Genomic DNA, 21,599 nt, shown 5'->3' on the forward strand with positions numbered 1-21,599 from the left:
GGTGACGGGACGAAAGCAGGTGGCGGGCTGGGATGACGGCGCCCGCCGGCTGCCGGTGTTCGAGGTTACGCCCGCGGCTGCTGGATCGGTGGTGCGGGAGTCGGCTCGCCGTCCGACGCGGTGGCCGGGTCGATCCCGGTCGATGGGGGGCTCGTCTCGGTTCCGGGAGCCACCAGTTCCGGCGCGGTGAATGCGAAGGCGCCGCCGGAGGCCGCGGCCAGCCGGGGGAGGTCGCGGGTCAGCACCATCGGCAGCCTGGTCCGCCGGCCGTTCCGCTCGGCGGCCACCACCCATCGCTGGCCGTCGAGCTCGAGCCGATCGATCCGCTGCCACGGCAGCAGCCGGCGGGTGAGCAGGCCGGACACCCGGACACCGTCCGGCGTGGCCGTGGTCCTGGTGACCAGGATCCAGACCAGGCCGAGGGTGGGCACCAGGTAGGTCAGATTCCACCAACCGCCGGCGCCGGCCATCGGGATGACGCAGACCAGCAGGAGGGCAGGCACCAGCAGCGCGATGGGCGGCAGGCGGAACGTCGTGCGGGGAGTGCGGGCCATGGCTCCATGGTTCCATCACTGGGACCGGCACCGGCACCGGCGCGGCTGCGGACGCCCACGCCCGGGTCGAGTTCCCGGATGCTGAGATGTCGGTCCCGCAGTGTTGACACCCGTGCGGCCGCTGCCTACAGTCGGGGGCATGCATTCGCAGCTCCTCGTAATCACCTAGCGCGCCTCGCGGCACTCATCGCGACGGCGCGCAACCCCTTGGCCACCGAAAGGTGACGGGGGGTTTTTTGTTGCCCGATCCGGCAGTTCAGGAAGGCCCAGCAATGACGTCACCAGCAGCACCCTCATCGGCCTCGGCCCGACCGGCCGTCGTGCCGCCGGCCGCGCAGTCGCGCCCCACCGTCGAACAGGTCACCGGCGCCCAGTCCGTGGTGCGCAGCCTGGAAGAGCTCGGCGTCGACATCGTGTTCGGAATCCCAGGTGGCGCAGTGCTTCCGCTCTACGACCCGCTGCTGGACAGCACCAAGGTGCGGCACATCCTGGTCCGGCACGAACAGGGCGCCGGCCACGCGGCAACCGGCTACGCCCAGGCCACCGGCCGGGTCGGTGTCTGCATGGCAACCTCGGGGCCGGGAGCGACCAACCTGGTGACGCCCATCGCCGACGCGCACATGGATTCGGTGCCGCTGGTGGCGATCACCGGGCAGGTCGGCTCGCCGCTGATCGGCACCGACGGCTTCCAGGAGGCCGACATCTGCGGCATCACCATGCCGATCACCAAGCACAACTTCATGGTGACCGATGCGGCGGAGATCCCGTCCGTCATCGCGTCCGCGTTCCACATCGCATCCACGGGCCGACCCGGCCCGGTGCTGGTGGACATCCCCAAGGACATTCTGCAGGCCGCCACCACCTTCAGTTGGCCGGCAGAGATCCACCTGCCCGGATACCGGCCCACCGCCCGGCCGCACTCCGGCCAGATCTCCGCCGCCGCCAAATTGATCGTCGCCGCTCGCCGACCGGTGTTGTACATCGGCGGCGGCGTCATCAAGGCGGAGGCAACGGAGCAGCTGCTGCGCCTCGCCGAGCTCACCGGGATTCCGGTCGTCACCACTTTGATGGCCCGTGGCGCCTTCCCGGATTCCCATATCCAGCACCTGGGGATGCCGGGCATGCACGGCACGGTGGCAGCGGTCGCAGCAATGCAGAAGGCCGATCTGCTGGTCGCCATCGGTACCCGCTTCGACGATCGGGTGACCGGCCAGCTCGATTCCTTCGCCCCGGGCGCGACGGTGATCCACGCCGATATCGACCCGGCCGAGATCGGCAAGAACCGCACCGCGGACGTGCCGATCGTCGGCGATGCCAAGGACGTCATCAACGAATTGATCGGCGCGGTGACGGCCGAGCAGGGCTCCGGCGTCGTCACCGACCTGTTCGCCTGGTGGGCCGAGCTCGACGAGATCCGGGAGACCTTCCCGACCGGTTTCGAGGAGCCGCACGACGGCACCCTTGCGCCGCAGTACGTCATCAAGCGACTCGGCGAGATCTCCGGCCCGGACACGGTTTTCACCTCCGGGGTGGGGCAGCACCAGATGTGGGCGGCGCAGTTCATCAAGTACGAACACCCACGCACCTGGCTCAACTCGGGCGGCCTTGGCACCATGGGCTACTCGGTGCCGGCCGCGATGGGCGCGAAGGCCGGCCGGCCGGACGCCACCGTCTGGTCGATCGACGGCGACGGCTGCTTTCAGATGACCAACCAGGAGCTGGCCACCTGCGCCATCGAAGGGATTCCGATCAAGGTGGCGGTGATCAACAACGGCAACCTCGGGATGGTCCGGCAGTGGCAGACGCTGTTCTACGGCGAGCGCTACTCCAACACCGACCTCGGCACCCACAAGCTGCGGATCCCTGACTTCAAACTGCTGGCCGAGGCGATGGGTTGCGCCGGCCTGCGGTGCGAGTCGAAAGAGGACGTGGACGCCACCATCGAGGCGGCGATGGCGATCAACGACCGTCCGGTGGTGGTCGACTTCACCGTGGGCAAGGACGCGCAGGTGTGGCCGATGGTCGCCTCCGGTACCGGCAACGACCAGATCATGGCAGCCAGGGACATCCGCCCGCTGTTCGAAGAGGAGTGAGCGTGAGCCGTCATACGCTGTCCGTCCTGGTCGAGAACAAACCCGGTGTGCTGGCACGGGTCTCGGCGTTGTTCTCCCGCCGCGGGTTCAACATCCACTCGCTCGCGGTCGGACCGACCGAGGACCCGGACGTCTCTCGGATGACCATCGTCGTCTCCGTCGAGGGACCCGCCCTCGAGCAGGTCACCAAGCAGCTCAACAAGCTGATCAACGTGCTCAAGATCGTCGAGTTGACGCCGTCGGCCGCCGTCCAACGCGAGCTGCTGCTGCTGAAGGTGCGGGCCGACGCGACCACCAGGGAGCAGATCGTCACCGTGGTGGAGATGTTCCGGGCGCACATCGTCGACCTGGCGCCGGAATCACTGACGATCGAGGCCACCGGTACCACCGACAAGCTCGAGGCCCTTTTCCGGATGCTGGAGCCGTTCGGGATCAGGGAGATGGTGCAGTCGGGGATGGTGGCGCTCGGTCGCGGACCTCGGTCGATCAGCTCTTCGGGGGGTCGACAAGAATAGATTCACCCACCGCAGGATGATCATGGCGCCCAGCCCGCGACGCGCCGACCAGGTGTCCGATATGCCGGGCAGCGCACCATGATCAACAGCAAGAGCAAAAGCAGCAATACCCACTCAAGCAGGGAGCACATCAGCACATGGCCGCCGAGATCTTCTACGACGACGACGCCGATCTGTCGATCATCCAGGGCCGCAAGGTCGCCGTGATCGGCTACGGCTCGCAGGGGCACGCGCACGCACTGAACCTGCGTGATTCCGGGGTGGACGTCCGCGTCGGCCTGCCGGAGACTTCGAAGTCCCGCACCAAGGCCACCGACGAGGGGCTGCGGGTCGTCACCCCCGCCCAGGCCGCCGAAGAAGCCGACGTGATCATGATCCTGACCCCGGACCACGTTCAGCGGCACGTCTACGCCGAATCGATCGAGCCGCACCTGACCGCGGGGAAGGCGCTGGCCTTCGGCCACGGCTTCAACATCCGGTTCGGCTACATCAAGCCGCCGGCCGACGTCGATGTGATCATGGTCGCCCCCAAGGGCCCCGGCCACCTGGTGCGCCGTGAGTTCGTCGACGGCAAGGGCGTTCCCGACCTGATCGCCGTCGAGCAGGACCCGTCCGGCAACGGACAGGCGCTGGCACTTTCCTATGCAGCCGCGATCGGCGGCGCCCGGGCCGGAGTCATCAAGACCACCTTTGCCGAGGAAACCGAGACGGACCTGTTCGGTGAGCAGGCAGTGCTCTGCGGCGGCATGTCGCGGCTGGTGCAGCTCGGCTTCGAGACCCTGGTGAACGCCGGCTACCAGCCGGAGATCGCCTACTTCGAGTGCCTGCACGAGCTGAAGCTGATCGTCGACCTGATGTACGAGGGCGGCATTGCGAAGCAGCGTTGGTCGGTTTCGGACACCGCCGAGTACGGCGACTACGTCTCGGGACCGCGGGTGATCGATGACCACGTGGCACAGAACATGCAGGCCGTGCTGGCCGACATCAAGGACGGCACCTTCGCGGCCAGGTTCATCGCCGACCAGGACGCCGGCGCCCCGGAGTTCAAGAAGTTCCGCACCGAGCAGGAGCAACACCCGATCGAGGAGACCGGGCGTCACCTGCGCGGCCTGATGAGCTGGGTCACCGCCGACGACGACTACTCCGGCACCGCCGCCCGCAACTGAGTCGATCGGCACCGCAACATCATCAGCACCGCAACATCATCAGCACCGCTGCGGCATCGGTACCGCCGCAGCATCGGTACCGCAGGATCGTCGCCGCCGTCGTCCGGATCGGGATCGCCCCGGGATCGGATGACGGCGGCGCCGCCATTTCGTCGGCGACTACGATTCAGCGCGGGCAACGTCGCCCCGTCCGGCGGCACCCGTCCGTCGGATCCCCAGAACTCCGGACGGAGCCCGTCACCGTGTCGTCCCCCACGTCCAACCCCGTCGTCCTGATCGCCGAGAAGCTCGCCCAGTCCGCCATCGACGTACTCGGCGACGAGTTCGACATCCGGCACGTGGACGGCGCCGATCGGGCCGCACTGTTGCCCGCACTGGCCGACGCCGATGCGGTGCTGATCCGGTCCGCCACCACGATGGACGCCGAGGCGCTGGCCGCCGCGCCGAAACTCAAGGTGATCGCCAGGGCCGGCATCGGCCTGGACAACGTGGACGTCGCCGCCGCCACCGAACGTGGCGTGCTGGTGGTCAACGCGCCCCAGTCGAACGTCATCTCGGCGGCCGAACATGCGCTGGCGCTGCTGTTCTCGGTCGCCAGGCAGATCCCCGCGGCGCACGCCTCGATGATCGCGGGGGAGTGGAAGCGCAGCTCGTTCTCCGGCGTCGAGATCGCCGACAAGATCGTCGGGGTGGTCGGCCTGGGCCGGATCGGGCAGCTGGTCGCGGCCCGGCTCGCCGCCTTCGGCAGCACGGTGATCGCCTATGACCCCTATCTGCAGCCGGCCAGGGCAGCCTCGTTGGGCGTCACCCTGGTCGATCTGCCCACTCTGCTGCGGCAGGCCGACATCATCACGATCCATCTGCCCAAGACGCCGGAGACGGTCGGCCTGATCGGCCGGGAAGAACTCGCGACGGTCAAGCCCACCCTGATCGTGATCAACGCCGCCCGCGGCGGCCTGATCGACGAGGCCGCCCTCGCCGAGGCGCTCACCGACGGGCGGGTCGCCGCCGCCGGCATCGACGTCTACTCGGCCGAGCCGGCCGCCGCCGACAATCCACTGCGCACTGCACCGAACGTGGTCCTCACCCCGCACCTGGGTGCCTCCACCGCCGAGGCACAGGACAAGGCAGGTACGGCCGTGGCGAAGTCGGTGAAGCTGGCGCTGCGCGGTGATTTCGTGCCGGACGCCGTCAACGTGCAGGCCGCCGGTCCGGTCGGCGACGATGTGCAGCCCTGGATCCCGTTGGTCACCAGGCTCGGGACGATCCTCACCGCGGTCGGCGGCGGGGTGCCGAGTGAGGTCACCGTCGAGGTCCGCGGCGACCTGGCGCATTCGGACACCTCGATCCTGCAACTGGCCGCGGTGCGCGGGATCTTCGGCCCGGTGATCGCCGAGGCCGTCACCTTCGTCAATGCCCCGACCCTGGCCGCCGAGCACGGCCTGACCCTGACCGGGAGCGCGACCGAGGAGACCGGGGACTACCGCTCGGCCGTCACGCTGCGCGCGGCCATGCCGGACGGCGCCCTGCGCACCGTTTCCGGGACGCTGTCCGGCGAACACCTGGTGCCGAAGCTGGTGGAGATCAACGGCCGGCACTTCGATCTGCGGGCTGCCGGTGATCTGCTGGTGCTCGCCTACGACGATCGGCCTGGCGTGATGGGCACCGTCGGCACCCTGCTCGGCGCGGCCGGCGTCAACATTCTGGCCGCGCAGCTGTCGCAGGAGATCTCCGGACACGCCGCGATCATGGTGCTGCGGCTCGACGCCGCGCCGCCGGCCGAGCTGCTGGAGTCGGTCGCGGCCGAGGTCGGCGCCCGATCGATCCGGGCGATTGCCGCCGGCTGACGACGTCAGCGACGTTCTTCCGGGTTTGTACCGAAATCAACCCGCTCCGAAATCAGTACATTCGGGTCAATTGACCCCCCGAATGGTGGCGACTTTGCGCCGCGGGCTGGTCACGGGCCGCACTGACCTCTAGCGTCTGATGTGCGATGCCTCACGATTGTCTCGTGCGGCGATGAGCGGCGGGTCGAGACCCGATCCGCATCACGCAAGTCCGATCAGGGCGCGAGGCCCTGGTCCGTGAAAGGGGACGGTGTTCATGGCGTTGCCGAGAAGGTCGGTTGCCAGGAGATGGGGCGTGGCGGTAGCCGCCGCGGGACTGGTATCCAGTTTCGTCGCGACGGTACCGGCGGCCTCAGCTGCTCCGGCCGACAACGGCGGTTACACCCCCGCTGATCCAGCGGTTGCGGCGCACGGATCGGCGCCCGTCGGCGACAGTGCGAAGCTGGCCGACGGCTTGGATCGGAAGCCGGCCGGCACCTACAAGGTGTTCGTCCAGTTCGCCGGTTCGGGTGCCGCCGCCGCCGGCGCCTCGGTCGCGCCGAAGGGCAAGGCCGCCGAGAAGAAGGCGGTCAAGGACAAGCGAGCGGCGATCGACCGGACCGCGAATGCGGTTGTCGGTACCGCCACCGCACAGGACGCCAAGACGAAGAAGGCCAATCGTTCCGCGAAGGCCGTGACCAAACGGCTGTACGCCACCACGAACACCGTCCCGGGTGTCGCCATCTCGGCCGACCTCGCCTCGATCAAGGCGGTGGCCGCGCGCAGCGACGTGGTCAAGATCAGCCAGATCGTTCCTAAGACGCTGAACAACGCCGGCGCCGCCCAGTTCACCAAGGTGCTCAATGCCTGGCAGGACACCGGCTTGCTCGGCAACGGCGTCAGGGTCGGCATCATCGACACCGGCATCGACTACACCCACGCCGACTTCGGCGGCCCCGGCACGGTGGCGGCCTGGGATGCCGCGCACGCGGATTCGGCCGGCGCCTGGACCCCGACCGCCAAGGTGGTCGGCGGCTACGACTTCTCCGGCGACGACTACAACGCGGATCCGACGGCCGCCGACTACCAGCCGGTCCCGCATCCTGATTCGAACCCGCTGGACTGCTACGGACACGGCACCCATGTGGCCGGCACCGTTGCCGGCTCCGGAGTGAGCGCCGACGGCAGCACCTTCACCGGCGACTACAGCAAGCTCACCGGCGACGACCTTTACGCCATGAAGGTCGGCCCGGGAATGGCGCCGAAGGCCAGCCTGTACGCGTTGAAGGTGTTCGGCTGCACCGGTTCCACCGATCTGGTCGGTCAGGCGCTGGACTGGGCGCTTGATCCGAACGGTGACGGCGACTTCTCCGACAAGCTGGACATCGTCAACCTCTCGCTGGGCAGCGATTACGGCACCGAGGACGATCCCGAGAACGCCATCATCGACGTGCTCGCCCAGTACGGCGTGCTGCCGGTGATCGCGATGGGCAATGCCAACGACGTCACCGACGCCGGCGGAACGCCGGGTAACGCGGTCCGCTCGCTGGCCGTCGCCGCGGTGGTGGATCCGTACCAGGTACTGGACGGCATTCGGGTCGACGCTCCGGCCGACGCCGCCGGCATCGCCGCCGGGCAGGTGTCCGTCGCCTACGACTGGGCCGGCAAAGCCCCGGTCAGCGGTGACGTGGTTGCCATCGGCGGCGCCAACGCCGACGGCTGCAGCCCGCTGAGTGCCGAGGACGCCGCAAAGGTCGCTGGCAAGGTCGCCTGGCTGGAGTGGGACGACAACGACGCCACCCGTCGTTGTGGTTCGGCCGCACGAGCTACGAACATCGACAACGCCGGTGGGCTCGGGTCGATCTTCACCTCGCAGCTCAACGCCTTCAACGCCGGCATCACCGGCTCGGCGAAGACGCCGGTCTTCCAGATCACCGCCGACGAGACCACCAAGCTGCGTCCGGCAGTGGATGCCGGGACGCTCAAGGTGACGTTCGACGGTTCGCTGGTCGGCACCATCCAGACCGTCACGCCCGCCCTCGGCGACACGATCAGTTCGTTCTCGTCCCGTGGCACCCACGGCACCCAGAACCCGGTCAAACCGGACGTCGCGGCGCCGGGCAGCTCCATCTCGTCGGCCGGGATCGGCTCGGGCAACAAGTCCGCCCTCAATTCCGGCACGTCGATGGCGACCCCGCACATCGCCGGTATCTCGGCACTGCTCAAGCAGGAGCACCCGACCTGGAGCACCGAGCAGCTCAAGGCCGCCATCATGAACACGGCCAACCACGACGTGTTCACCGAGCTCGGCCAGACCGGTGATCGGTACGGCCCGGCCCGAGTGGGCTCCGGCCGGGTGGATGCGCTGCAGGCCGTCACCACGGACGTGCTCGCCTACAACACCGACACCCCGGGCGGCGTCTCCGCCACCTTCGGTGTCGTTTGGCAGGCCGCGAACAAGGCGAAGTCGACCCAGACCCGCACCATCAAGGTGCAGAACACGGCAAAGACCGGCGCGACGTTCAAGGTGTCGTACGAGGGTCTGGTGACCTCGCCCGGCATCCAGTACACGGTCAAGCCGGCGTCGATCTACTTGCCGCCCAAGGGCTCCGCGAATGTGACCGTCACCATGACCGTCACCACCGCGAAGCTGGATCACACCATCGACCCGACCATGGACAGCACCACCCCGAACCCCTACACCGGGCTGGACGAACCGCGTCAGTACGAGACCGACGCCTCGGGCCGGGTGCTGCTCAAGGCCACCGGCAAGCCGACCCTGCGGGTGCCGGTGTTCGGCGTCGCCAAGCCGTACTCGACCACCAAGCCGACCCTGGTCGGAAAGGGCAAGAACACCTCGATCGGCCTCAAGGGTGGCAAGGGTGTGGCCGGCGGCTACACCTCGCTGGTGTCGGTGCTGCAGGCCGGCGTCAGCAGCTCGAAGCTGCCCAAGTGCACCAAGTGGATCACCAACGGGTGCGCCTCGACGCCGTCCGACAAGGCGGCGGACATCCAGTACGTGGGTGCCGGTAGCGCCAAGGGCGACAGCGGGACCTACGCGGACGGATTCCTCTGGTTCGGCGTCAGCACCTACGGCGACTGGGCGACCATCGGCCACTCGGTGGTGCCGTACGTCGACTTCGACGTCAACGGTGACGGCGATGCCGACTACGAGGTCTATGCGCAGTCGATCGAGGACGGCACGGGTGAGCCGACCGACCTGATCTCGGCCTTCCTGGTCGACCTGAACGCCGACGAGCTGATCAGCATCAGCCCGGTCAACTTCAACTACGGCGACACCGACACCAACGTGTTCGACGGCAACGCGATCCTGCTGCCCGTCGACCCGGCGGCGATCGGCGTCACCGCGGCCACGAAGTCGCTGCCGATCAGCTACACCGTCGGCACCTACTCGACCTTCACCGGCGAGGACGTCGACACGGTGACCGGGTCGACGTACAACGTGACCAAGCCGCAGCTGACGGTGGAAGCACCGCTGTACATCGACGCCGCCAAGTCGGCCGTGCCGTACCAGGCGACCGGCAAGAACGTCTCGGCGTTGGTCCTGCAGCTGAACGGCAAGCCGAAGCACCGGGCGACGGTGCTGCGCATCCAGTAACACGGTGCGCGGTGGACACCCGATGACGGGTGCCCACCGGTCGGCACCTAGCAGTGGGAATTCGGACGGCCCGGTAGGAGATCCTCCTGCCGGGCCGTCCGCCGTTCCATCTGCTGGTACGACTAGGCTCTGCACCAGCGTTGACGCGCTGTGTTCGATCTGCGCAGCGGTCGGCCACGGCGGTCCCGTTGCGCAGTGTTCGTTGGTCTCCTCCGTGTGGTGAAAGAGAAAGTGATGTCGATGAAGCTGGCGGTCATTCCTGGTGACGGAATCGGTCCCGAGGTCGTTGCCGAGGGACTGAAGGTCCTGACCGGAGTCGTGCCCGATGTCGATGCCACCAGCTACGACCTGGGCGCCAGTCGCTGGCACCGCACCGGAGAGCTGTTGCCGGACTCGGTGTTGCGCGAGTTGCGCGAACACGACGCGATCCTGCTGGGTGCGGTCGGCGACCCGACGGTGCCCTCCGGCATCCTGGAACGTGGTCTGCTGCTGCGGATCCGCTTCGAACTCGACCACCACGTGAACCTGCGCCCGGCGAGGCTCTACCCCGGCGTGCCAGGCCCGCTGGCCGGCGACAAGGCCGTCGACCTGGTCGTGCTGCGGGAAGGTACCGAGGGTCCGTACGCCGGCAACGGTGGCCTGCTCCGCAAGGACACCCCGCAGGAGATCGCCACCGAGGTGTCGCTGAACACCTATTTCGGGGTGGAGCGGGTGGTCAGGGATGCCTTCGAGCGCGCGTCCCGCCGGCCCCGCAAGCATCTGACGCTGGTGCACAAGACCAACGTCCTGGTGCACGCCGGGCAGTTGTGGAGCCGGGTGGTCGAGGAGATCTCGATGGAGTACCCGGACGTGACGGTGGCGTACACCCACATGGACGCGGCGATGATCTACCTGGTGACCGATCCCGCCAGATTCGACGTGGTGGTCACCGACAACCTCTTCGGCGACATCTTCACCGACCTGGCCGCGGCCGTCTCCGGTGGTATCGGGCTGGCCGCGTCCGGCAACCTCGATGTCTCCCGGACCAACCCGAGCATGTTCGAGCCGGTACACGGTTCGGCGCCGGACATCGCCGGTACCGGCACCGCCGACCCGACGGCTACCGTGCTCAGCGTCGCGCTGCTGCTCGACCACATCGGCCACACCGATGCCGCCCGCCGGGTGGAGGCCGCCGTCGCCTTCGATCTGGCCACCCGACAGACCGGTGCACCGGGTCGCACCTCGGCGATCGGGGACCGGCTGGCCGCGTTGGCGTCCGGCTGACCGGGGTTTCCAGAATGACCACACCGGACGCCTCGGCGGCACCGCCGCTCGGTGACGCGTTCCACGTCTTCGACACCACCCTTCGGGACGGTGCCCAACGTGAGGGCATCAGCTACTCGGTGGCCGACAAACTGGCGGTCGCCACTCTGCTCGACGAGCTCGGCGTCGGCTTCATCGAGGGTGGCTGGCCCGGTGCGATGCCCAAGGACACCGAGTTCTTCGCCAGGGCCGCGGCCGGTGAGCTGAAGCTGCGGACGGCACAGCTGGTCGCCTTCGGTGCCACTCGCAAGGCGGGGACCACCGCCGCCGCCGACCCCCAGGTTCTGGCGCTGCTCGACTCGGGTGCCCCTGTCGTCACCCTGGTGGCCAAATCCGATGTGCGCCATGTGGAACGGGCGCTGCGCACCACCCAGGAGGAAAACCTGGCGATGGTGCGCGACACGGTGGAGTTCCTGGTCGGGCACGGGCGCCGGGTGTTCCTGGACTGCGAACACTTCTTCGACGGCTACGCCGTGGATCCCGATTACGGGTTGCGGGTCGGCGAGGCGGCCATCGGCGCCGGCGCCGACGTGATGGTGCTGTGCGACACGAACGGCGGCCAGTTGCCCGGCACCCTGGGCGAGACAGTGGCCGAGGTACTGCAGCGCACCGGATTCCGGCTCGGCATTCACTGCCAGGACGACACCGGCTGCGCGGTCGCCAACACCGTCTCCGCGGTCAGGGCCGGTGCCAGCCACGTGCAGTGCACGGCGAACGGTTACGGCGAGCGTGCCGGCAACGCCGATCTGTTCGCGGTGCTCGGCAACCTGGTCACCAAACTCGACCTGCCGGTGCTGCCGGACGGCCGGCTGGCCGAACTGGTCAGGGTCTCGCACGCGATCGCCGAATTGGCCAACATCGCACCGAACACCCACCAGGCCTACGTCGGCGCCTCGGCGTTCTCGCACAAGGCGGGGCTGCATGCCTCGGCGATCAAGGTGGATCCCGAGCTGTACAACCACCTCGATCCCGAAGTGGTCGGCAACGACATGCACATCCTGATCACCGAGATGGCCGGCCGGGCCTCCGTCGAGCTGAAGGCCAGGGAACTCGGCGTCGAACTGGCCCGCCGCCCAGATGTCGTCTCGCGGGTCGTTGACGAGGTGAAAACCCGTGAGGCGCAGGGCTTCTCGTACGAAGCGGCGGACGCATCCTTCGAGCTGCTGCTGCGCGACGAGTTGGCGTCGGCCGACGGCCGTGGCGTCCCGGTGCCGTTCCGGCTGGAGTCGTACCGGGTGATCGTGGAGAACCCCCCTCGCCCTGGCAGCGGCGCGGTGTCCAGCGAGGCCACGGTGAAAGTGATGATCGGCGATCGCCGGGTGATCGTCACCGCCGAGGGCAACGGCCCGGTGAACGCGCTGGACTCGGCGCTCCGCTCGGCGCTCGAGGACGAGTTCACCGAACTGCGGCACGTGTCATTGACCGACTACAAGGTGCGCATCCTGGCCGGCAACGCCGGGACCGACTCGATCACCAGGGTGCTGGTCACCTCCTCCGACCGGCACCGGGACTGGACGACCGTCGGCGTGCACCCGAACGTGGTCGAGGCGTCCTGGCAGGCGTTGGTCGACTCGCTGATCTTCGCGCTCGACTTCGTTCAGGGGCCGGAGCCGATCGAGCCCCAGGCGCCCGCTCGTTAGGCTCGGGGCGCACTCGCCCACACCGGGGAACCGGCTCGTTCCACCGACACCCACAGGAGATGCCATGCGTCTGGCCAGGATCGCCCACCCCACCGGTGGCGTGATGTTCGTGTCCATCGACGGTGACGTCGTCCTCGACGCCGCGACCGGTGCGCCGACCGGCGACGCGCAGACCAGGGAGATCCTGGCGCACCCGTTCGGCACCCCCGAGTACTCCGGCCGCACCTTCCCGCTGGCGCAGGCCAGGTTGCTGGCACCGATCCTGCCGTCCAAGGTGGTCGCCTTCGGCCGCACCTACGCCGACCACGCGGCCGAGCTGGGCAACGCCGTTCCGGACGAGCCGCTCTGCTTCCTCAAACCGTCCACCTCGGTGGTCGGTCCCGGAGCGCCGATCGTGCTGCCGCCGCAGAGCACGCAGGTGAGTTTCGAGGGGGAGCTGGCCGTGGTGATAGGCCGGCCGTGCAAGGACGTGCGGGCCGAGGATGCCTCATCGGTGATCCTCGGCTACTCGGTTGCCAACGACGTCACCGCCCGGGATCTGCAGAAGACCGACGGACAGTGGGCCAGGGCCAAGGGCTTCGATTCGTTCTGCCCGCTCGGCCCGTGGATCGAGACCGAGCTGGACCCGCAGGGCCTGTCCATCCGCACCGAGGTGGACGGCGAGGTGCGCCAGGACGGCAACACCTCGGACCTGGTGTTCACCATCGGTGAGCTGATCGAGTGGATCTCGGCGGCGATGACGCTGCTGCCCGGCGATGTGATCCTCACCGGTACCCCCGAAGGGGTCGGGCTGCTGGAGAGCGGGCAGCGGGTGTCGATCGAGGTCGAGGGCATCGGCACCCTGGTCAACCCGGTCGCCTAGTTCTTCTGGTTCGCCGCCGCGCTGTGTCTTTTTGGCTCGCCGCCGCGCTCGCTGCGGTCGCGGGATCATCGCTCCTTCGTCGCGCGATCCCGCGTCCTCGCTTCGCTGTGCGGCTCACGAGGTGACGTCCGGGTCCTCGCTTCGCTGTGCGGCTCACGCAGGTGTTCGCCCGGACGTTCCGGCGAGCCTGCGGGGCGCCGACCTGCGAATTGGGAACTGCGCTGGTGGGCCTGTAGTATTGGTCCTCGTGCCCGGCTTCCCGCCGGTGCCTTGGGGTATGGTGTAATTGGCAACACTAGGGATTCTGATTCCCTCATTCTAGGTTCGAGTCCTAGTACCCCAGCGGTCACCCGAAGTTCGGGTACCATATGTGAAGTTCCGGCCCCCGTCGTCTAGCGGCCTAGGACGCCGCCCTCTCACGGCGGTAGCGTGGGTTCGAATCCCATCGGGGGTACGTGTGAAATCCCGGTCGCCATCGGCGACCGGGATTTGTCGTTTCGGGTCCCTGCGGCGGAGGTTCGCAACGCCAGCAGTGGTTCGCAACGCGGATGACGGTTGCGAACCACTAGGACGGTTGCGAACCCTCAGGCGCGGAACCGCAGCCGGGCGCAGCGGCGCACGCCAGTGTTCGCACGCCAGTGTTACAGCCTTGCGGTGAGGGCCTCGCTGGCCTGGAGCAGGTCGCCGGCCCAGCGCACTCCTGGGCGGCGGCCGATCCGGTCGATCGGGCCGGATACCGACACCGCGGCGATCACCGCGCCATCCTTGTCCTTGATCGGCGCCGACACCGAGGCGACACCGGGTTCGCGCTCAGCGACCGACTGGGCCCAGCCGCGCCGGCGCACCTCCGCGAGCATCCGTTCGGTGATCAGGCCGTCTGCGAGCACCGGGCGTTGCACGGTGGCATCGCCCCAGGCCGCCAGCACCTTGGCGGCCGAGCCCGCCGTCATCGGCAACCGGGCGCCCAGTGGGACCGTGTCGCGCAGCCCGGCCGCGGGCTCGGACACCGCGATACAGATCCGGTTGCTGCCATCGATCCGGTAGATCTGCACGCTCTCGCCGGTGCGGTCGCGCAGCCTGGGCAGCACATCCGCGGAGGCGGCCAGCAATGGATCCGGCGCACCAGCGGCCATCACCGCGAGCATCGGTCCGGGGCGCCAGCGACCGTGCTCGTCCCTGGCCAGCAGTCCGTGCACTTCGAGCCCGACGGCCAGCCGGTGCGCGGTCGCCCTCGGCAGGCCGGTGACGGTGCACAGATCTGCCAGCCCGATCGGCGTGCCCATCGTCGCGTGCAAGACCTGGACGGCTTTGTCGAGAACTCCGATGCCGCTAGACTGTCCCATGAAGCGATACTAGATTCCCGGATGCTGAGATGTCCACCCGTAATGCCCGCCTGCGACGGTCCCTGACTGACGTCCGCCCGGCATCTGCCCGGTCGGCACCCGCGCCGGGTGTCCAGCAGGGACCATCAGCTCCGGGTCGGTATCCGACCGAGCGGAACGAAAGGTTGTGCCATGGGACGCACGATGGCCGAGAAGGTCTGGGAAGCACACGTGGTCCGGCGTGAGGCCGGCGAACCCGACCTGTTGTTCATCGATCTGCACCTGGTGCACGAGGTGACCAGCCCGCAGGCGTTCGACGGTCTACGACAGACCGGCCGAGGCGTCCGACGGCCGGACCTGACGCTGGCCACCGAGGACCACAACGTGCCGACCATCGACGTGAATCTGCCGATCGCGGACGAGGTCTCGCGGTTGCAGGTGCAGACGCTGCGGGACAACTGCGCCGAGTTCGGCGTGCCGCTGTATTCGATGGGGAACGCCGAACAGGGCATCGTGCACGTCGTCGGCCCGCAACTCGGGCTGACCCAGCCGGGAATGACGATCGTCTGCGGCGACTCGCACACGTCGACGCACGGTGCGTTCGGCGCCCTCGCCTTCGGTATCGGCACCAGCGAGGTCGAGCACGTGCTGGCCACTCAGACCTTGCCGCTCAAGCCGTTCCGGACGATGGCGATCACCATCGAGGGCGAACTGCCGGACGGGGTCAGTGCCAAGGACGTGATCCTGGCGGTGATCGCGAAGATCGGCACCGGCGGCGGTCAGGGATACGTCCTGGAGTACCGGGGGTCTGCGATCCGCGGCCTGTCCATGGAAGCCCGGATGACGATCGCCAACATGTCCATCGAGGCCGGAGCGCGGGCGGGAATGATTGCCCCGGACCAGACCACCTTCGACTACATGGCGGGGCGCCCGCACGCCCCGGCCGGCGAGCAGTGGGATGCCGCGGTCGAATACTGGCAATCGCTGGCCACCGACGACGACGCGGTCTTCGACGCCGAGGTGGTGATCGATGCCGCCGAGCTGTCACCGTTCGTCACCTGGGGCACCAATCCCGGGCAGGGCCTGCCGCTGTCCGGCGAGATCCCCGACCCGGCACTCATCTCCGACGACGGTGCGCGCAGCGCGGCCGAGAGGGCGCTGGAGTACATGGATCTGGTCCCCGGCACCCCGCTGCGCGACATCCGGGTGGACACCGTCTTTCTCGGCTCCTGCACCAATGGCCGGATCGAGGATCTGCGGGTGGCGGCCGAGATCATCGGCGGCCGCACGGTGGCCGACGGGGTGCGGATGCTGGTGGTGCCCGGGTCGATGCGGGTCAAGCTGCAGGCCGAGCAGGAGGGCCTGGACGAGGTATTCACCGCGGCCGGGGCCGAGTGGCGCAGCGCCGGCTGTTCGATGTGTCTGGGCATGAACCCCGATCAACTGGCGCCGGGGGAGCGCAGCGCGTCCACCTCCAACCGGAACTTCGAAGGCCGGCAGGGCAAAGGTGGCCGGACACATCTGGTCTCGCCGCAGGTGGCCGCCGCCACCGCTGTCCGCGGCACGCTCAGCTCGCCGGCCGACCTGCAGCCGCTCGGTGCCGACCGGGCCGTCGCCACCCACTGATCCGCCAACTCGGGAGAAGTCATCATGGAAGCGTTCGTCACCCACACCGGCGTCGGGATCCCGCTGCGTCGCAGCAATGTGGACACCGACCAGATCATCCCGGCCGTCTATCTGAAGCGGATCACCCGTACGGGGTTCGAGGACGGGCTGTTCGCGGCCTGGCGCAGCGATCCCTCGTTCATCCTGAACCAGCCGGTGTTCGCCGGCGGCTCGGTGTTGGTCGCCGGCTCCGACTTCGGCACCGGATCCTCCCGGGAGCACGCGGTCTGGGCGCTGATGGACTACGGGATCAGGGTGGTCATCTCCTCGCGCTTCGCCGACATCTTCCGCGGGAACGCCGGTAAGGGCGGGCTTCTCGCCGCCCAGGTCGCCCAGGACGACGTCGAGCTGATCTGGAAGGTGCTCGAGAACGCGCCGGGGACCGAGGTGACGGTCGATCTCACCGAGCAGACGGTTACGGCCGGTGCCCTGACGGTCCGGTTCGACGTCGACCAGTCCACCCGCTGGCGTCTGCTGGAGGGTTGGGACGACATCTCCCTGACCCTGCGAAACGCCGATGAGATCGGTGAATTCGAGAGTCGTCGGCCACAATTTCTGCCGGTCACCACGACGTCCTGAACGGGCCTCCGCGAGGCCGGGATCCGGGCCCGTCGGGCGCCATGTCCGGTCCCGATCGGCCCACCTGCCTGCCGCGTTCGACTGCCGATATACGATGTGCCGCAACGATTTTCGATTCCGCCATCGGGCGTTCATCAGCTCCCCGGGGTGCCCTGGATCGGCGCCTGGAACCGGGTCATCGGTGCCGTTCGGGGAGTTCGCCGGGCGCCGAGATCGGTTGGAACACTAGGCGTTGCGCCGCGTGGCGATTGGCGTTGTGGCGATTTCGCGCCTACCCTGTCGCCCAGTCGGCCCAATGATCCCCGGGGCCGGGAATGTCCTGGGAGGGACCGTGAACAAGACCGATCTGATCAACAAGCTCGCGGAACGGCTGGACGGCGACAAGAAAGCCGCCTCAGCCGCTGTCGAGGGTTTCATCGACCTGGTGGAGCGCGAGGTGCATCGTGGTGGCAGCGTCTCGCTGTCCGGCTTCGGCGTCTTCGAAAAGCGGGCCCGTGCGGCCCGCACGGCCCGGAACCCCCGGACCGGCGAAGCGGTGCGGGTGAAGAAGACCACCGTGCCGGCATTCCGCCCCGGAAAGTACTTCAAGGACGTGCTTTCCGGCGCCGAGAAGCTGCCCAAGGCGCCGGCTGCCACCACCCGGACCGCCGCTGCCAAGCCGGCTGCGACCCGGACCGCCGCTGCCAAGCCGGCCGCGACCCGGACCACCCGGACCGTTGCCGCCAAGCCGGCTGCGACCCGGACCGCTGCCGCCAAGCCGGCCGCGACCCGGACCACCCGGACCGCTGCCGCCAAGCCGGCCGCGACCCGGACCACCCGGACCGCTGCCGCCAAGCCGGCTGCGACCCGGACCGCTGCGGCCAAGCCGGCCGCCACCCGGACCGCTGCCGCCACCAAGCCGGCCGCGACCCGCAAGGCTGCCCCGGCACCGAAGAAGGCCGCGCCGAAGGCTGCTCCGAAGGCCGCGGTCAAGGCTGCTCCGAAGGCCGCCCCGAAGGCTGCCGCCAAGAAGGCGCCGGCGAAGAAGGCTGCCGCCAAGAAGAAGTGACGTCCGGCGCGGCAGCGCGTCGGAGGTGATCGAGGGCCCGGCATCCATTGTGGTGCCGGGCCTTCGACCTGCCCGGCCGGCCCGACTCAGATCGAGGGCGCGGGATACGGGTCGGCCTGGACCAGGTGGTCGCCGTCGAACGAGAGCACCCAGAAGGAGGCCTTCGGGGTGCTGGCGTCCGGCACCGTGATGTCCGACCTGGCCGCCAACGACTTCACCACCCCCGGGATCACCCCACCCTGACTGGCCGCCACCACGCAGCCGGGTCCGGTCGCATCCTTGGCCAGTTCCAGCACCCGGCGGCGGGCGGCGGCCGGATCATCGCGGTAGATGTCCTCGCTCAGTGAAGGTTCGACGCCGATCGGCAGGCCGAGGGACGTCGCCAGCGGCATCACCGTCTGCCGGCAGCGGGTACTGGGCGCACTGACGATCCGGGCCGGGGCGAACGGTCGGAGCAGCCGGTCGAGGGCCTGAGCCTGCTTGCGGCCCTTGGCGTCCAGCCGCCGACGGGCATCGTCGCCGTCGAAGGACTCCCGGTGGCCCGCCTTCGCGTGGCGCAGCAGGATCACCGTGTGCAGCGCTGCGGGGTGCACGCCGAAGGTGGACAGCACGGCTCGGTCGAAGTCGTAGGTCAGTTGCTCGGCGGCCGCCTCGATCGGCATCCAGCGGACCTCGTCGACCTCCTTGTTGGGCGTGAAGGATCCATTCAGTCTGCGGGCCGAGAAGTACTGCACGTTCTTCAGTCCGGCCGGCACGGTATAGCTCACACTGGTCAGCGCCCGGCCGATCGCCGAGCAGTAGCCGGTCTCCTCGGCGACCTCCCGGTGCGCGGTCTGCGCCGGGGTCTCGTCACCGTCGGCCTTCCCCTTCGGCAGCGACCAGTCGTCGTAGCTCGGCCGGTGCACAAGGGCAACCCGGATCCCGTGCCGTCGTGAGGGTTTCCAGAGCACGCCGCCGGCCGCCCGGACGTCGGGATCACTCCCCACCGGCGCTCCCGCGACGCAGCAGCAGGTCCTGCAGGTCGATACCGGCCCGGTACGACCAGCCGTCCGGCCCGAGGAGCCAGGCCCGGATGTCGTCGCGCACCAACAGATCCAGGATGCGTTGCAGACGGGCTGTGGTCCTGGCGCCGGTCAGCTGCACCAGTGCCTCCACCCGGCGGTCGAGGTTGCGGTGCATCATGTCCGCGCTGCCGATCCAGTACTCCGGCGACCCGCCACCACCGAAGTAGAAGACCCGCGAGTGCTCGAGGAACCGTCCGACGATCGAGCGCACCGTGATGTTCTCGCTCAGCCCCGGTACCCCGGCCCGGAGTGCGCAGATTCCCCGGACGGTGAGATCGATGCTGACACCCGCCATCGACGCCCGGTACAGCGCATCGATCACCTGTTCGTCGACGATCGAGTTCATCTTCAGCTGGATCCGGCCGCCCTGGCCGGTCTGCTGGTGGGCGATCTCGGCCTCGATCCGCTCGACGATACCCGAGCGCACGGAATGTGGTGCCACCAACAGGCTCCGGTATTCGGTCTGCCGGGAATAACCGGTGAGCACGTTGAACAGGTCGGTCAGGTCGGCGCCGACCTCCGGGTCGGCGGTCAACAGGCCGAGGTCCTCGTAGATCCGCGCCGTCTTCGGGTTGTAGTTGCCCGTTCCGATGTGGCAGTAGCGACGGATGGTCGGACCCTCCTGCCGCACCACCAGGGCGACCTTGCAGTGCGTCTTGAGACCGACCAGCCCGTAGACCACGTGCACGCCGGCGCGTTCCAACGCCTTGGCCCAGGTGATGTTCGCCTGTTCGTCGAAGCGCGCCTTGATCTCGACCAGGGCGACCACCTGTTTGCCGGCCGCCGCCGCCTCGATCAGCGCATCCACGATCGGTGAATCGCCGGACGTGCGGTACAGGGTCTGCTTGATGGCCAACACATTCGGGTCGGCCGCTGCCTGTTCGATGAATCGCTGCACCGTGGTGGCGAACGACTCGTAGGGATGGTGCAGCAGCACATCGGTGTCCCGCAGCCGGGAGAACACGCTCTTGGGTGTCTCGCCCTCGACGAACGCCGGATTGGTTGCCGGTACGAAGGTCCGGTCCTTGAGCTCAGCGCGGTCCAGCCCGTGCAGCTGCCAGAGGCTGGACAGGTCGAGCAGTCCGGGGACCTCGACAACGTCGCCGGGATCGACATCGAGTTCGCCGACCAGCAGTTCGAGGACCCGTGGGCTGGAGGTATCGGTGATCTCCAGTCGAACCGGTGGGCCGAACCGGCGACGGGCGAGCTCGCGTTCCAGGGCCTGCAGCAGGTCCTCGTCGCGATCTTCCTCGACCTCCAGGTCGGCGTTGCGGGTGACCCGGAACGTCTGCTGTTCCACCACTTCCATCCCGGGGAACAGCTCCCGCAGATGTGCGGCGAGCAGTTCCTCCAGTGGCAGGTAGGTGTCGACTCCGGAGCGGACCCGGACGAACCGATCGACGTTGTTGGGCACCTTGACCCTGGCGAACCGTTCGGCGCCCGAGTCCGGATCCCGGACGATGACCGCCATGTTCAGGCTGAGCCCGGAGATGTACGGGAACGGGTGCGCGGGGTCGACGGCCAGCGGGGTGAGCACCGGGAAGATCTGCGAGGTGAAGTAGTCGTCCAGTCGGACCCGGTCCCGATCGGCGACGGAATCCCAGTGCACGATGTGGATTCCGGCGTCGTCGAGCCGCGGCAGGATGTCGTCGACGAAGCAGCGGCCCTGCCGCTCCACCAGCTCCTGGGTTCGTTCGGAGATCAGCTTCAGCTGCTCGCCGGCGGTCAGCCCGTCGGCGCTGCTGATCGACAGTCCCATGTCGAGCCGCCGTTTCAACCCGGCCACCCGCACCATGTAGAACTCGTCGAGGTTGGAGGCGAAGATCGCCAGGAACTTCGCCCGCTCCAGCAGCGGCTCGTCGGCACTTTCGGCGAGGGCGAGCACACGTTCGTTGAAATCCAGCCAGCTCAGTTCGCGGTTGTAGAACCGATCATCGGGCAGCGGACCGGTGTCCAGGTTGACCGGTCGGCGCTCCTCGCGCGCGACACCGTCCCGCGGGGCGTGGAACGGCTCGAACACCGCGGTGCCACCCGGTTCGGCGGCGTCCGGCTCGGTGCCTTCGGAATCCGTCGGCCGGTTGCGGTCGATGTCCGTCCCGGGGTCGTCGAGGTCCGTCACCGCGGTGTTCGTCGCATCGATCCCCGCTGTGGGGGCGACGGCGGCGTCGCCGCCGGAGGAATCCGTCTGCTGCTGATTGGTTGCGGTCACCACTGCATTGTGATGCGTGACGGTGGCCCAGCGCCAACAGGTGTCGGTGAACTTCTGCTCACGCGGTTGCGGGCGCCTTCGGCTGCCCGCATGCCGGGACCGTCGCCCACTACGCTGGGACGACGCGCGACAACG

Annotated in this window: 15 protein-coding genes and 2 tRNA genes; 13 read left to right on the forward strand and 4 right to left on the reverse strand. The window is 68.6% G+C overall.

Annotated elements, in window-relative coordinates:
- Positions 1 to 65: 65 nt before the first annotated feature.
- On the reverse strand, positions 66 to 554 hold the full coding sequence (locus K340_RS31430; protein ID WP_051266847.1) for a PH domain-containing protein: 489 nt from the start codon (positions 552 to 554) through the stop codon (positions 66 to 68).
- A 272-nt stretch (positions 555 to 826) separates the two neighbouring features.
- Here K340_RS31430 and K340_RS0118740 point away from each other — a divergent pair, with 272 nt between their 5' ends.
- The 10 genes from K340_RS0118740 to K340_RS0118790 all read left to right on the forward strand — a co-directional run bounded on the left by K340_RS0118740 (position 827) and on the right by K340_RS0118790 (position 14,031).
- Positions 827 to 2,647 (forward strand): acetolactate synthase large subunit, encoded by a 1,821-nt coding sequence (locus tag K340_RS0118740; protein WP_037365604.1) that lies wholly within the window; start codon positions 827 to 829, stop codon positions 2,645 to 2,647.
- Between the two features lie 2 nt (positions 2,648 to 2,649).
- Entirely contained in the window at positions 2,650 to 3,162 is a 513-nt protein-coding gene (gene ilvN, locus K340_RS0118745; protein ID WP_029137837.1) for an acetolactate synthase small subunit, read from the forward strand.
- A gap of 137 nt (positions 3,163 to 3,299) precedes the next feature.
- Positions 3,300 to 4,328 (forward strand): ketol-acid reductoisomerase, encoded by a 1,029-nt coding sequence (ilvC, locus tag K340_RS0118750; RefSeq protein WP_029137838.1) that lies wholly within the window; start codon positions 3,300 to 3,302, stop codon positions 4,326 to 4,328.
- A 242-nt stretch (positions 4,329 to 4,570) separates the two neighbouring features.
- A complete protein-coding gene (serA, locus tag K340_RS0118760) occupies positions 4,571 to 6,175 on the forward strand; it encodes a phosphoglycerate dehydrogenase (RefSeq protein ID WP_029137839.1) in 1,605 nt (534 codons plus the stop codon).
- A gap of 295 nt (positions 6,176 to 6,470) precedes the next feature.
- The gene (locus K340_RS31435) at positions 6,471 to 9,773 is read left to right on the forward strand and encodes a S8 family peptidase (RefSeq protein ID WP_051266849.1); all 3,303 of its coding nucleotides are present in this window, start codon (positions 6,471 to 6,473) and stop codon (positions 9,771 to 9,773) included.
- Between the two features lie 240 nt (positions 9,774 to 10,013).
- Positions 10,014 to 11,036, forward strand: a complete 1,023-nt coding sequence (locus K340_RS0118770; RefSeq protein WP_029137840.1) for a 3-isopropylmalate dehydrogenase — start codon at positions 10,014 to 10,016, stop codon at positions 11,034 to 11,036.
- Between the two features lie 14 nt (positions 11,037 to 11,050).
- The gene (gene cimA / locus K340_RS31440; protein WP_051266851.1) at positions 11,051 to 12,715 is read left to right on the forward strand and encodes a citramalate synthase; all 1,665 of its coding nucleotides are present in this window, start codon (positions 11,051 to 11,053) and stop codon (positions 12,713 to 12,715) included.
- 64 nt (positions 12,716 to 12,779) lie between these two features.
- Positions 12,780 to 13,577 carry a fumarylacetoacetate hydrolase family protein gene (locus K340_RS0118780; protein ID WP_029137841.1) on the forward strand — a complete coding sequence of 266 codons (798 nt, stop codon included), beginning with the start codon at positions 12,780 to 12,782 and terminating at the stop codon, positions 13,575 to 13,577.
- A gap of 271 nt (positions 13,578 to 13,848) precedes the next feature.
- A tRNA-Gln gene (locus tag K340_RS0118785) sits at positions 13,849 to 13,920 on the forward strand.
- Between the two features lie 38 nt (positions 13,921 to 13,958).
- Positions 13,959 to 14,031: transfer RNA gene (locus K340_RS0118790), tRNA-Glu, on the forward strand.
- A 187-nt stretch (positions 14,032 to 14,218) separates the two neighbouring features.
- Here the strand turns inward: K340_RS0118790 and K340_RS0118795 are convergent.
- Positions 14,219 to 14,920 (reverse strand): IclR family transcriptional regulator, encoded by a 702-nt coding sequence (locus tag K340_RS0118795; protein ID WP_037365606.1) that lies wholly within the window; start codon positions 14,918 to 14,920, stop codon positions 14,219 to 14,221.
- A gap of 171 nt (positions 14,921 to 15,091) precedes the next feature.
- On the opposite strand from K340_RS0118795, the gene leuC reads away from it, so the two are divergent.
- The 3 genes from leuC (at position 15,092) to K340_RS0118810 (ending at position 18,191) form a co-directional block, all read left to right on the forward strand.
- The gene (gene leuC / locus K340_RS0118800; protein ID WP_029137843.1) at positions 15,092 to 16,525 is read left to right on the forward strand and encodes a 3-isopropylmalate dehydratase large subunit; all 1,434 of its coding nucleotides are present in this window, start codon (positions 15,092 to 15,094) and stop codon (positions 16,523 to 16,525) included.
- A gap of 24 nt (positions 16,526 to 16,549) precedes the next feature.
- Positions 16,550 to 17,143, forward strand: coding sequence for a 3-isopropylmalate dehydratase small subunit (leuD, locus tag K340_RS0118805; RefSeq protein WP_029137844.1), 594 nt, complete (start codon positions 16,550 to 16,552; stop codon positions 17,141 to 17,143).
- 295 nt (positions 17,144 to 17,438) lie between these two features.
- Positions 17,439 to 18,191: an HU family DNA-binding protein gene (locus tag K340_RS0118810; RefSeq protein WP_051266853.1), complete on the forward strand. Its 753-nt coding sequence runs from the start codon at positions 17,439 to 17,441 to the stop codon at positions 18,189 to 18,191.
- A gap of 86 nt (positions 18,192 to 18,277) precedes the next feature.
- Here K340_RS0118810 and K340_RS0118815 read toward each other — a convergent pair whose 3' ends face one another.
- Both K340_RS0118815 and K340_RS31445 read right to left on the reverse strand, forming a co-directional pair.
- The gene (locus K340_RS0118815) at positions 18,278 to 19,177 is read right to left on the reverse strand and encodes an NUDIX hydrolase (protein ID WP_029137846.1); all 900 of its coding nucleotides are present in this window, start codon (positions 19,175 to 19,177) and stop codon (positions 18,278 to 18,280) included.
- Entirely contained in the window at positions 19,167 to 21,464 is a 2,298-nt protein-coding gene (locus tag K340_RS31445) for an RNA degradosome polyphosphate kinase (RefSeq protein WP_245599626.1), read from the reverse strand. Before K340_RS31445 ends, K340_RS0118815 begins: the two co-directional genes overlap by 11 nt.
- Positions 21,465 to 21,599 lie beyond the last annotated feature (135 nt).

The sequence above is a fragment of the Nakamurella lactea DSM 19367 genome (genome assembly GCF_000426645.1).
Classification (GTDB): Bacteria; Actinomycetota; Actinomycetes; order Mycobacteriales; family Nakamurellaceae; genus Nakamurella; species Nakamurella lactea.